General features: G+C 42.9%; 10 protein-coding genes. 5 read left to right on the top strand and 5 right to left on the bottom strand.

Translation table 11 applies throughout. From position 1 onward, the window contains the following. Positions 1 to 7 precede the first annotated feature (7 nt). The gene (locus CHJ_RS09400) at positions 8 to 1,459 is read right to left on the bottom strand and encodes a PLP-dependent aminotransferase family protein (RefSeq protein ID WP_317917532.1); all 1,452 of its coding nucleotides are present in this window, start codon (positions 1,457 to 1,459) and stop codon (positions 8 to 10) included. A 180-nt stretch (positions 1,460 to 1,639) separates the two neighbouring features. Here CHJ_RS09400 and CHJ_RS09395 point away from each other — a divergent pair, with 180 nt between their 5' ends. The 5 genes from CHJ_RS09395 to CHJ_RS09375 all read left to right on the top strand — a co-directional run bounded on the left by CHJ_RS09395 (position 1,640) and on the right by CHJ_RS09375 (position 6,616). Next, the gene (locus tag CHJ_RS09395) at positions 1,640 to 2,314 is read left to right on the top strand and encodes a pyridoxamine 5'-phosphate oxidase family protein (RefSeq protein WP_317917531.1); all 675 of its coding nucleotides are present in this window, start codon (positions 1,640 to 1,642) and stop codon (positions 2,312 to 2,314) included. A gap of 493 nt (positions 2,315 to 2,807) precedes the next feature. Then, positions 2,808 to 3,053, top strand: coding sequence for a hypothetical protein (locus tag CHJ_RS09390; RefSeq protein WP_171753269.1), 246 nt, complete (start codon positions 2,808 to 2,810; stop codon positions 3,051 to 3,053). Positions 3,054 to 3,145: 92 nt separating this feature from the next. Continuing rightward, positions 3,146 to 3,601, top strand: coding sequence for a dCMP deaminase family protein (locus CHJ_RS09385; protein ID WP_171753270.1), 456 nt, complete (start codon positions 3,146 to 3,148; stop codon positions 3,599 to 3,601). 94 nt (positions 3,602 to 3,695) lie between these two features. Next, positions 3,696 to 5,255, top strand: a complete 1,560-nt coding sequence (locus CHJ_RS09380) for an AbgT family transporter (RefSeq protein WP_171753271.1) — start codon at positions 3,696 to 3,698, stop codon at positions 5,253 to 5,255. Positions 5,256 to 5,413: 158 nt separating this feature from the next. Next, positions 5,414 to 6,616 (top strand): MFS transporter, encoded by a 1,203-nt coding sequence (locus CHJ_RS09375; RefSeq protein ID WP_317917530.1) that lies wholly within the window; start codon positions 5,414 to 5,416, stop codon positions 6,614 to 6,616. Between the two features lie 9 nt (positions 6,617 to 6,625). On the opposite strand, the gene CHJ_RS09370 is transcribed toward CHJ_RS09375, so the two are convergent. The 4 genes from CHJ_RS09370 to CHJ_RS09355 form a co-directional block, all read right to left on the bottom strand. Further along, complete coding sequence (locus CHJ_RS09370; RefSeq protein ID WP_317917529.1) at positions 6,626 to 9,175, bottom strand: glycoside hydrolase family 3 protein; 2,550 nt, start codon at positions 9,173 to 9,175, stop codon at positions 6,626 to 6,628. A gap of 270 nt (positions 9,176 to 9,445) precedes the next feature. Beyond that, positions 9,446 to 10,741, bottom strand: a complete 1,296-nt coding sequence (locus CHJ_RS09365) for a TRAP transporter large permease (RefSeq protein WP_317917528.1) — start codon at positions 10,739 to 10,741, stop codon at positions 9,446 to 9,448. Position 10,742: 1 nt separating this feature from the next. Further along, positions 10,743 to 11,267, bottom strand: a complete 525-nt coding sequence (locus CHJ_RS09360; RefSeq protein WP_171753275.1) for a TRAP transporter small permease — start codon at positions 11,265 to 11,267, stop codon at positions 10,743 to 10,745. Between the two features lie 9 nt (positions 11,268 to 11,276). After that, entirely contained in the window at positions 11,277 to 12,311 is a 1,035-nt protein-coding gene (locus tag CHJ_RS09355; RefSeq protein ID WP_317917527.1) for a TRAP transporter substrate-binding protein, read from the bottom strand. Between the last annotated feature and the right edge of the window lie 122 nt (positions 12,312 to 12,433).

Below are 12,433 nucleotides of genomic sequence, written 5' to 3'. Positions count from 1 at the left end.
ATCAGTCTTAACGGGTTATTGTAAGTGAGAGTTTGATAAATATTGCGGCCAGACGTTTTATGAGTGGATCAATATCATCTAACGAGACATTACCATAACCTAGTACAACAGACTGCCACCTTCTGTCGGTAGCTTGGTGTTCATAGTAACTAAGAGGGCGTATCGTAATGCCCTCTTTTTTTGCTTGTTGAGAAAACTTCAGCTCCGTTGCGCCCTCCTGCCAGCGAATAGTGACATGCAATCCCGCCGCTTGACTAATGATCTCAACCTTGTCAGTAAAATGCTCAGAAATTGATTGGCACATAGTGGTATGCTTTTGTTGGTAGTGTTTACGCATTTTGCGCAAATGCCTGATGTAGTGACCGTCACTAATAAACTCAGCCAGTGCCGCTTGTAGGTGGCTTGGGGTTGATCCCGCCAATGCGTCTTTAATCGTGAGGCACTTTTCTAAAAGTCTCTCTGGCACCACCATGTAACCGATTCTTAAGCTATTGAACATTGTTTTACTGAACGAACCTATGTAAATACAGTGATCGGTGATTCCTGATTGTTCCGCTAATCCTTGTAATGAAGCGTAAGGACGATGAGAAAATTGGAACTCACTGTCATAGTCATCTTCTATAATCCAACTTCTGTTTTCAGCTGCCCATGTTAATAGTGTTAATCTTTGCTCGGTATTTAAGCTTGTTCCCATAGGATATTGATTACTAGGAGTTAGGTAGATTCCTTTGCATTTTCTATTTAACAACTTGTCTAGCTGTAAGCCATGTTCTGCAACCACATTTGCACGGTCGATGTTAAAACCAAAAAGCTCTGCGACTTTGGTCATTTGTCGGTAGCCCGGGTTTTCCATGAGCAGTGTATCCTTGCTGGTAAAAGTCGCCAGCATAGCGATGGTTAATGCTTGTTGTGCACCACTAGTAATGATAATTCGATTTGGGTTGCATCGAACAGAGCGAGATGATGCGAGATAGTGATTTAGAGCGGTTCTTAACTGGCTAAGTCCTTGTAAGTCGACAAATCCTGCTAATGTTGGACGTGAGAGGTGATGCTGGACTATTCGTTGCCAGCGAGAATATGGAAAGCGTGCTAGATCAGGAACTCCCGGTGAGAATGGTTGATTATAGTCGCGGCTAGAACTTGCATCGTGTATCGATTTGTCACTACCGATTGCTGGTTGATCAATAGAGGAGAGCAAAAAGCTTTCAGGGATGTCTACACAAACAAAAAAACCAGATCCAGCCTTGCTCTCAATATAGCCTTCGGCCGCCAGCTGTTCATACGCCAGAGTGACGGTGTTGCGACTAATCGCCAGCTCTTCGGCTACTTTTCTTGTTGAGGGGAGTTTAGCGCCATTTTTCCACAGTTTACTGGTGATTTTTATCCGAATTTCATCAAATAGTGCCCGTTGCAGGGAAGAAACTGCAGATGAAATAGTAAGATCTCCAATATCAATCATAACTGGCCCTACATAAATGTTAAAACTGGCACTAAATAAAATACCAGTTGAAGTTTATATTGCCAAGGAGCTTATGTTTTGTACAACGAATACTTTAAGCAAACGCTATTGTTAAGGGATTTATTGTTGAACAGGCTGGGCTAGTGATTTGACGGTATAACAAGACAAGAGGAGGTCACGATGTTATCCAACACTCCAAGAACAAAGATAAAAAAAGCGGCACATAAAGCGTGTTTACAGCAAGATAAGCTGTGGAAGATTATTGATGAAAGTTTAATTGCTCATGTCGCAATAATAGAGCAAGGGGCGCCAATGGTGATTCCCATGCTAGCGTGGCGAGTTGATAACAATGTTTATTTGCATGGGGCAAGAAATAGTCGCTTAATAAAGAAATTGAAGAGTGGTGTTGAAACGTCGATGACCTTCACTCTGTTTGACGGTTGGGTGCTGGCTCGTTCAGCCATGCATCATAGTGCGCATTACCGTTCCGTTATGGTATTTGGTCAGTTTCAAGCTATTGAATCGAGAGAAGAAAAAGATCGATTACTGAATCACTTTATCGAGCAGATCGCTCCCGGTCGTACGGAAGAGGTTCGGTTAGGCAATGATAAAGAGCTGGATGCCACCGATCTTTTAGTAATGCCTTTAACAGAAGCATCGGTGAAGATTGGTTGTCATGGTGTCAATGATGATAAAGCGGATCTGGATCTTGCTGTTTGGGCTGGGATAATGCCTTATCGAACCGTTGTTGGCCCTTTGGAACCTGTTGAGGATTTGTTGGATGGTGTAACTTGTCCAGACTACTCATCGGCGTATGGATCGCGATGGGCTACTAGGGTCAACAGACCTGAATAAATGACAGGCAATAAAAAGGGCTACACTTAGTTAGCCCTGGTTCTTGTTATTTCTTGGAAGCTTCCTTCCAGAAACGATTTCTGCAACGTTTAAGTTGCGCTTTTCTCATTTTTTTGATCATAACTTATCTCTTCTTTAATTATTGTAGGTACAGCCTTTTCGAAGGGCGGCAAGTCACGTTATCGAAACATATTACCAACAGAATTTCATAAGTAAAGTGATATTGTTCACATAATATAAACAGGATTGCCGTGATAATCATGAGTTATGGTGAACAAGGTCTTCTATTTAGTAAATAAATAGATTGATGGCATAGTAATTGCGGTATAAGTCGAAGCCTGTCTGGTGGGTAGTTATTCTAAATCGCTGCATATTTTTTGAGCGAGTGTTCAATCGATATCCGAAGTTGGTATTTTGCACAAACTGTAATACCATTTTAATTTACATTTGTATTACAATCGTGACTAACGATATAAATAGGAGTGACGTCAATATGACCAGTGAGTCTACTGAATTGGTTAACGCGTATAGAATAATTTTGCTGGCACTGGATGAGATGGTGAAGGCGGGTGGTCAGCCAAGATATGAAGGTGATGATAGCAGTACCGATCCCGAAGCATTTAAGCGATTGGTTATGCAGTACGCAGGCGATCGAATTAGTGAGTCAGCGATAGATGAAGCATTAAAAGTACCACTGCAGGATATTGCGGGTAAGCTAATGGCTCTTTCGGCAAAATAGTCAGTTTAGTTTCGCTGCTTACTTGCCTATATTAACGGTTTACGTTAAAAGTAGTTGAAATTGTAAGGCGACCAAAACAGAGGAGTAAATAGATGGTTTCTAAATGGGCTAAACGTTTTTTTCAGATGGCAGAACTAGTTGGCTCTTGGAGTAAGGATCCATCTACTCAAGTTGGTGCTGTAATTACTAAAAAGAATCGCATAGTGTCGGTTGGTTTCAATGGTTATCCACATGGCGTTTCGGATAGTGCCGACACTGATGAGCGTGAAATGAAGTATCTGAAAACCTTGCATGCTGAAGAGAATGCCATACTGTTTGCGAAAGGAGATTTAGAAGGCAGTGAGATTTGGGTAACTCATTTTCCATGTCCAAATTGCGCAGCAAAAATAATTCAAACAGGCATTGATAAAGTCAATTGTCCTGCTCAAACTGAAGATTTCTTGTCTCGATGGGGAGAGAAAATCGCAATCAGTGAAGAGATGTTTGGTCAGGCTAAAGTTGAGGTGGTTTGGTTACCATTAGAAGAGCTGAAAAACGACAATCTCTGATACGAATATTTGGTTACAATTTCTCTCTTGATAAGCTCGTAGTGCTCCACTAGGTTGAAGGCATTTTTTTGCTTAATACTTATCCGGAGCTTTTATGAATGATCAGGTTACTGACATTATAGGTGATGTCAGGTCCTCTAGAATGGACCGTTTTTTAAATTTAATTGAGAGAACAGGAAACAAAATCCCTGATCCTGCCATACTGTTTTTTTGGGCGTTAATCATCGTCTGGGTTCTCTCCGCGTTACTTTCTCATTTCTCCTTTGATCTAATCAACCCAAGAACTGGCGATATTTTACAGATCAATAACCTGCTAACTGGTGAGGCTCTTGCGTCATTTTTAGCTAATATGGTCACAACATTCACAAGTTTTGCACCGTTAGGCATTGTTTTGGTAGCTATGCTTGGTGTCGGGGTTGCCGACTCTTCAGGTTTTATTACCACTGGCCTTAAGAAAATGCTTAATGTGACGCCGGCAAAACTATTAACACCAATGCTTGTACTGGTTGCTATTGTTTCTCACACTGCGGCGGATGCTGGTTACGTGTTGGTTATTCCTCTTGGTGGCATTATCTTCCATGCCGCGGGTCGTCATCCACTCGCTGGTATTGCTGCGGCGTTTGCTGGTGTATCCGGTGGATTTTCGGCTAATTTTATTCCTTCAGGTATTGATCCATTACTAGCCGGTTTTACTCAGACATCCGCTCAAGTTCTTGATGCCGGTTACATCGTTAATCCTTTAGCGAACATATTCTTTACTGGACTATCGTCAATTATCATCGTGCTGATTGGCTGGTATGTGACCGAGAAAATTATAGAGCCACGGCTAACATCGGTTTCTGTCGATGATGACGCAGAACAAGCACCGGACTTAGCTTCATTTACTCAAACTGAATCTAAAGCATTTAGATACGCAGGCTGGGCGATGGTTGCGGGTATTGCTCTGTTGGTTTTTGCTGTTTATCCTGAGAACTCAGCTCTTCGTTCTAGTGACGGAGAACTGACCGCATTTTCTGCACCGTTAATGAAATCAATAGTGCCACTTATCTTTATTTTGTTTATTGTCCCAGGTGTGGTGTACGGGAGAGTCGCAGGTACATTTAAATCAAGTAATGATGTGATTAAAGCCATGTCAGATACGATGTCGACTATGGGTGCTTATATCGTAATGTCGTTCTTTTGTGCCCAGTTTTTGTCTGCTTTTGGTCAGTCAAATATTGGCACAATGCTCGCACTCTATGGTGCTGAGGGCTTAAAAGCGATGAACCTTCCGGGTCAGGCTACCATTGTGGGAATGATTTTACTGACTGCACTGGTTAATTTGTTAGTGGGTTCTGCTTCCGCAAAATGGGCCTTGATTGGACCAATACTTGTACCAATGCTAATGGCTGTGGGCATCTCACCTGAGTTGTCTCAGGCGGCTTATCGGGTAGGTGACTCGGTGTCCAATATTATCTCTCCGTTGATGGTGTTTTTTCCATTAGTTGTGGTGTATTGCCAGCGCTATGTTAAGTCAACGGGGATTGGTACATTGGCTTCTTTGATGATGCCGTACTCTATTGCTATGTTCATCGGCTGGACTATCTTCTTGCTCGCATATTGGGCATTAGGTATCCCGTTGGGCATACAAGCGCCATACAGCTACGCAATGTAGTGTGTTGCTATAGCCGCTTAGCTTCTAAGCGGCTTTTACTTTATTACTCAATATCTTTTCTCATCACGCTTTCTTTTTTGGTTAATCATTCCTAACCCCTATTGACTTAAAGTTAACTTTAACTATTAAGCTAAAGGTCTAATGACAGGGAGTTGGAAATGAAGAATAGAACACAGTTATATTTGTCTGGCCGTTTTTTTGATGGGATTTCGTCAGGTATGTTTATGATGGCATTGCCTTGGATAATGCTGTCTCAAGCTGATATGGGTACATTTGTGGCATTAACAGCACTGCTTTGCACAGTGGCATCTTTTATTATTACGCCGTTTAGTTCAACTTGGATAGATAGGTTTTCAAGAAAATCGATACTAGTAATAATGCAGTGTGTCCAGTTTAGCACCGCTTTATTGGTCGCTCTGTTAGCGGTGGTGGATCTCTCTTCAATATGGGTATTGGCGTTAGCCCAGTTGATATTTTGGCTGAGTGGTGACATTGCTTGGAGCACCAACAATGCGTTTACTCAGGAGAACTATCAAAAAAGTGAATACGCAAAAGTCACTGGCCAGCAAGAAGTTGTGATGCAGATGACTATGCTGGGAGCAGGGGGAGCTGGCATTGTGTTGTTGCAGCAGTGGTCTATTGTAGAGTTTGCGTTTTTTGCCGCGTTAGCATCAATGATCTCAATGTTGTGTTACCTAGCTACTCCCTACAACAGGAAGCTTACAAAAGCGGCGAGTCATACTCCGTTTGTGCAGCAGCTGTTTGAGATAAAAGCTATTTATACTTTTCAGCCTAGATTCTATCTGTTTTTAGCGCTCTCTTCGCTCTCATATCCAGTATTAACCTTCTTGGTCAAATTAGTGCCGATCTATTTCGCTCAGGAGGATATTAGTGGTTCGTGGTTTGCCGGTTGGAAAATAAGTTATGGTTTAGGGGCTCTGCTATGTGGTGTGGTTATTAGCAGGTTACTTGCTAACATTTCAAGTGAGCACGCAATGATTTTGTCGATGTTTGCGCTGAGTGTGCTGCTTTTTGTCATGGCGGGTTATTTGTCTCCTTTGGTGATGATCGCTGCAACCGTTGCCATTGGTTTTTTCAATGCGTTTAATCGAATTGCGCGGATAAACAAGATGAACCATGAAGTCTTGGTGGCACAGAGAGGCAGAGTCGAGGGTGGATTAAAGATGTTTTCTACTATGAGTCAAAGTGTTAGTTACGTCATCATCGCTTTGCTGGCGCACCTTGATTTAGTCGCAACAGGATTTATGTTGGTTGCATTTAGCCTGTTACTTGTTTCTATGTTGTTGCTTCGTCTATATAAAGCGAAAGCGCATATTCATGCGCTTCCTCAATTGAGCTAATAACAGGTCTTAATATAAGCGAACGTTGGCGATAACTGTGGATAACGGAGTGGATGACCATATCGCAAATGGCACATCCACCGATTTTTGATGGTCAGATGGCAATAAATCGTCAATATTCACCGTGATGGTTTGCCATTCATTCACGACACTTTTTAACTTAGGTTGAATGTTAAATTGCTTGTCTATATCGCAACTTATAATGTCCCGGCTCTCACCCATAGCAATGTAAATGGGTTGCTGAACAGGTGTTGAGATAAGTAGCTCAAATGACAAGGTAGTAAATGCAGATACGTTATCGTACTCACCATCTGCGGTCTGAATGTAGAAGCAAGCGGAATGGTCGGTAAACTTCACCTCTACAGCATCTTGTTGAAGTTGATAGTTATAAGGTAGCGTCGTTATCCAGTCATAATAGAGTGGGTTGTTCAATGAAACATCGATGGCATCGTTATGTTTTGAGTGATGAATTTTTGCCTGATAATCGCCAATAATAGAACGAACACCAAACAGCTCAATAATATTTTTCTGGTTTTTGCTCTCTTCACTGATGTCTAATTCAATCATGTTGAGATTATTGGCTTCTTCATGATTGGCATAGTTTAAGCCGTATCCGTAAGGAAAAAGTGGCATATCCTTACCTAGTGGATCTTGCTCTGATTCAGGCAACTGGTAATTAGGGATATGAGGCGGAATACGGTTAACGCTACTAGAGAGCTTTTTGTTTGGCCAGCTATATGAGAGCTTGCCACTAAAATCGTAAATAGGCTTGCCGTTGTCATCTGCGATGATAACGTCGGTAATCCCTTGTGCTTCAGTACCCGGTAAGAAAGCCGCGATAAACGCGTCAGACATTGCTATCTCTTCATTCACGTACAAAGGACGGCCTGAGAAAAAGAGGCTAATGACCTTTATGCCTTGCTGTTGTAAATAGCGAATCTTATCAACATCTTTTCGATAGCTTCTCTTCAATGAGGCGAACTCAAGCGACTGCCACTGTTTTATGTCCCCCATCATTTCTGAATATGGGTCTTCACCAAAGGCGACAATGGCGACATCGATATTGGATAAATCATCGTCGAGTTGAGGAGAGAAGAGCAGGTTATTTTTATCGATTACGCTCTCCAGAGCAGATTTAATGGTCGTCGCGTTGGGGAAGTCTTCTAGTGTATTTTCTGTGCCTTGCCAAGTGAGATTCCACCCACCTGTCTGCTTCTGAATATCGTTAGCGGCACTGCCTGTCAGCAGGATGCGTTGAGAAGGTTTCAACGGTAGAGTTTGCTGATTATTTTTTAGTAATACTAACGATTTTCTTACTGCCTCACGAGCAAGGGCTCTATGATGAGGGTTATTTAATGCAGAAGGTTTCCCTGCGAGTTGTCTTTCACTAGGCTTTGACTTCTGCCATAGCCCAGCTCTCATTTTTACTCGCAAAATTCGTTTTACCGCATCATCAATTCTGCTCATTTTTATTTGACCAGACTGAATGTCTTTGATGGTCTGTTTATACACTTGTGGCCAATGTTCTCGTACCGGAACCATTAAAATGTCATTACCCGCATTGATGGCGTAAGTGGCGTCAATTTCGCTACATTTGCTCACTTCTGAATGACCATTCCAATCGGTGACAACCAGCCCATCAAATCCCATTTGCTGCTTCAATACATCATTGAGTAGATAGTGACTACCGTGAAGCTTATGGTTGTATAGCGGAGTTGTGTCCGGGCTGTGATCGTAATTAGCCTCATTCGTCCAAGAATTAAATGAAGACATCACCACTTGCGCGCCAGCATTAAGGCCGCTGAAGTAGCCCATACCATGAATATTAATCAGCAATTCTTCACTGTAATTATTAATACCGCGATCAACGCCGTCAGCGGTTCCGCCATCTCCGAGCCAGTGCTTAACATTTGAGATTACTTTGGTGTCGCCTTTTAATAACTCTTCATCACCTTGTAATCCTCGTACCATCGCTTCTGCATATTGATAGGTAATTTCAGGATCTTCCGAGTAACCTTCATATACGCGCCCCCACCTCAGGTTCCTTGGTGTGGCAACGGTTGGGGCAAACGTCCAATCTAAACCTGTCGCACATACTTCTACTGCGGTCGCAGCCCCAATTCGTTCAATTAAATCGCTATCTCGAGTCGCACCCAAGCCAATATTATGGGGAAAAACAGTGGCGCCATAGACGTTGTTGTGACCGTGGACTGCATCAGTCGCCCAGATAAATGGAATTCTAAATGGCCTATCTTTGAAAACCTCTTCAGTCGCAAGCCAAAATTCATCGGCTTTCTCTGCCCACTCTTTGGCAGACGCGTACTTGTTTTCGTTGGGCCAGCTTCCACCACCATTCAGGATTGAGCCGAGTTTATACTGTCGCAATTCTTCAGGAGTAATGTCTCTAAGGTTTGGTTGAATCATTTGACCAACCTTCTCTTCAATTGTCATTAGAGAAAGTATGTAACTAATTTCCTGTTCAATGGTGTCATCTTTGCCAATAGCAGATTCAATTTTTGGCCAGTGGGTGTAATAGGGAAGTGTTACTGAGCTTTTCATAGTTATCTCTTTAATCAGAACTGAGTCGGTCACGTTACTATCGCTAAGTATAGAGAGAGTATCGAAAAAAAGGGTAACTGTATTGAGAGCTCTCCATCAGTTTTGATCATTAATATTAATCTGATTCAGTAACGGTTTAAATTGTTGAGTTGCAACGTCGTTTGACAATGGTGCTGCTTTTCACTTGCTATTAAATCGTCAGAAATAAAAAATGTGGCGGTTATTTAATCCAGCCACATTTTTGGGTTAACAGAACTAGGGTTATTTACGCTAGATAATACTCGGTAGCCAAAGAGATAATGGCGGTAAAAGTAACAGAAGAAGTAATCGAACTATATCTGCACACCAAAACGGAGTCACACCTTTGAAAATGGTGCTGGTCTTAATATCTTTAACAACACTGCTAAGAACAAAAATATTTAACCCCACCGGCGGTGTAATCAAACTGATCTCTGTTACCACAACAACCACAATACCAAACCAGACTAAATCAAACCCTAGGCTTGCTACCAAAGGGTAAAAAATGGGTACGGTCAAAAGTAGCATTGATAGGCTTTCAAAGACGGTGCCTAATAAGATGTAGACCGCCATGATGGCTAAAATCACTAAGAATGGCTCAGCGCCAAAAGATTGCATCCAGACGACCAGTTCTTGAGGTAGACCTGTGCGGTTTACGAAGTTAGAGTAAATTAGCGCGCCAATGATAACGCCAAACAACATGGTTGAGGTGCGAGCAGTATCAATCAGAATCTCTCTTAGACCCCCCCATGTCAACGTGCGGCGATATAGTGCAATGGCAAAAGCACCACCGGCACCAATGCCAGCCGCTTCTGTTGGAGTGAAGACACCTAGATAGATGCCGCCCATTACCAGAGCAAACAGACCCAAAATACCAGAGACTGAACGTAACGCAGAGAAACGTTCCTCTTTAGACATTTTGCGACCGTTAGGCCCCGCTTTCGGGTTGCGCCAAACCACAAACTTTGTTGCCAATAGGTAGAAAAGAATACCAAGCATACCGGGAATAAAGCCTGCCGCGAATAGATCCCGGATACTCTGTTCGGTAAGAACACCATAAATAATGAGGATGACACTTGGTGGGATCAAGATACCTAGCGTTCCACCCGCTGCGATAGACGCTGAGGCTAAGCTGTCACAGTAACCATATTTACGCATTGAAGGCATTGCTACTTTTGCCATGGTGGCAGAAGTGGCTAAACTCGAACCGGAAATAGCGGAAAACCCACCACATGCTGCAACGGTTGCCATTGCGAGTCCGCCACGATAGTGGCCCAAAAATGCGTAACACGCTTTATACAGCTCTTGTGACATGCCTGCGCGGGTGATTAAGTTACCCATAAGGATAAACATAGGGATCACCGACAATCCATAGTCTTGGGCAGTATCGATCAGCCTTTTCGCACTCACAGTTAATGCGCCATTAAAGTTCCAGTCACCTAATGCGGCATAGCCGATAAAGCCAACAGCTGCCATAGCGAAGGCGATCGGCATTCTCAATAGTATTAGCGCCATGAGTACCGCAAAACCGATTAAGGCAATAGTCATATCAATCCTTTTGATTATTATATTCTTTGTTATATATCCGCGTAACTACCAACACCAAAGAGGTGATAGCGGTGAGCCAACATGAAATTGCGAGGAAATAAACGAAGTAGTAGGTTGGGATCTCCAAATACTCAGTCATCTCTTCATAGCGCAATGCGCGATCACCAAGCTCCCAAACTTTGCTACCAATGACCGCAAGACTAATGGCTACAACAACATCAAATCCCATATCACGAATGTTTTTGATATTTCTCGGGATGATGCTATCGGTTAGGTCAACACTGATATGCTCTTTTCGCCATGTTACTAATGGCATAGTTAAAAATACCAGCGAGCCCAGCAATATTTCGGTGAGTTCAACACTGCCCATGACCGGCATTTCAAGCAGGTATCGACCTACCACGTCGATACAAGTCAGTGTCATCATCAACATTAGTGCGGCACAGGCGAACAGTTTTAGTGTGTTATCTAAAAGTTGGGCGCAATACTCCCAACTTTTAGTTAACCAGAGTACAGATGCTCTCATGGTTATTTCCTACAGGTCGAGTGGCTCATACTCGCTAACTATCTGGCGGAATTCTGTTAGCGCTGTTTTTGCGTCAACTTTGCGAGATTTCACTGACTTGATCCATTTTTCGTCCAGACCTTTTGTTAACTCACGAAAGTAGTCGATATCTTGTTGGGAGAACTCAGTAACATTGCTGCCTGAGGCAAGAATATCCGCTTCACCAATCTCATCCGCTTTAGACCAATAACGACCAGCCAGCGCCGATAGCTTTTCGCCAGAGACACTACGAATGGCTTGTTGATCTTCTTTAGACAGCTTTTCCATAAATTGTGGGCTGATAAAAATCCCAAAAGAGCCTAAATAAAGTCCGGTAGGCAGTTTGTATGAGTAGGGGGCCACATCTTTAAATCGAGCCGCTTTCATCATGTCCATCTGCATAAACAGTCCGTCAGCAACACCTTGTGATAGCATTTCATACGCTTTTGTTGCTGGGGCACTCACACCAGAGACTTGCAGCAGTTTGCCTACCTCTGTAGAGATGCCGCCACCCACGCGCATTTTTTTGCCTTTAAGATCTTTGATTGACTCGATAGGCTGGCGCATATGAACTTGACCAGGCCCATGAACAAATACTCCTGCGAGTTCTACACCTTCGTATTCAAACGAGTCTTTAAAATACTTATCGTTTACGCGCCAGTGAGCAACAGATGCGGCTTCCGCACTAGCTCTGTTAGCGGGCAGTTCTGCAATTTGTGGCAGGCGAAAACGTCCAGGCATGTAGCCGTGGAATGTCCAAGCTGCATCAACAGCACCATCTTCAACTAACTCAACCAAGCTTTTCGGATGCGCCAAATCATATTCTAGTTTTATCGTTACGCGCCCATCCGTCGCTTCTTCGATCCATTTCCCCCATGTCGGTAAGACATCGGCATTCATGGTCTGCATTGGGCTGAGCCAAGTTGCAACTTTTAATTGGTGAGTTTGTGCTAGCGCACTCTGGCTAAATGCAAGAGTAGCAACGAGTAGTCCAGAAACGCCTCTAGCGACAGCTGATTTAAACATAACGGGTCCCTTTATTAGTTCTATTAAGTAGAAAAATCTCCTCACAAAATGACACGTCCAAATGTCATTTCATGATTAAAACGTATCATTTAAATTATGAATTGTGTATATTAAATGTTAAT

Source organism: Vibrio sp. MACH09 (assembly GCF_033238805.1).
GTDB lineage: Bacteria > Pseudomonadota > Gammaproteobacteria > Enterobacterales > Vibrionaceae > Vibrio.
Note: the sequence above shows the minus strand (reverse complement) of the source record. Positions and strands in the feature narration are given on the sequence as shown.

Coding starts and splice junctions, on each gene's coding strand:
- CHJ_RS09400 (WP_317917532.1), bottom strand. CDS start 1,459: ATGATTGATATTGGAGATCTTACTATTTCATCTGCAGTTTCTTCCCTG.
- CHJ_RS09385 (WP_171753270.1), top strand. CDS start 3,146: ATGGTTTCTAAATGGGCTAAACGTTTTTTTCAGATGGCAGAACTAGTT.
- CHJ_RS09390 (WP_171753269.1), top strand. CDS start 2,808: ATGACCAGTGAGTCTACTGAATTGGTTAACGCGTATAGAATAATTTTG.
- CHJ_RS09365 (WP_317917528.1), bottom strand. CDS start 10,741: ATGACTATTGCCTTAATCGGTTTTGCGGTACTCATGGCGCTAATACTA.
- CHJ_RS09380 (WP_171753271.1), top strand. CDS start 3,696: ATGAATGATCAGGTTACTGACATTATAGGTGATGTCAGGTCCTCTAGA.
- CHJ_RS09355 (WP_317917527.1), bottom strand. CDS start 12,311: ATGTTTAAATCAGCTGTCGCTAGAGGCGTTTCTGGACTACTCGTTGCT.
- CHJ_RS09395 (WP_317917531.1), top strand. CDS start 1,640: ATGTTATCCAACACTCCAAGAACAAAGATAAAAAAAGCGGCACATAAA.
- CHJ_RS09375 (WP_317917530.1), top strand. CDS start 5,414: ATGAAGAATAGAACACAGTTATATTTGTCTGGCCGTTTTTTTGATGGG.
- CHJ_RS09370 (WP_317917529.1), bottom strand. CDS start 9,175: ATGAAAAGCTCAGTAACACTTCCCTATTACACCCACTGGCCAAAAATT.
- CHJ_RS09360 (WP_171753275.1), bottom strand. CDS start 11,267: ATGAGAGCATCTGTACTCTGGTTAACTAAAAGTTGGGAGTATTGCGCC.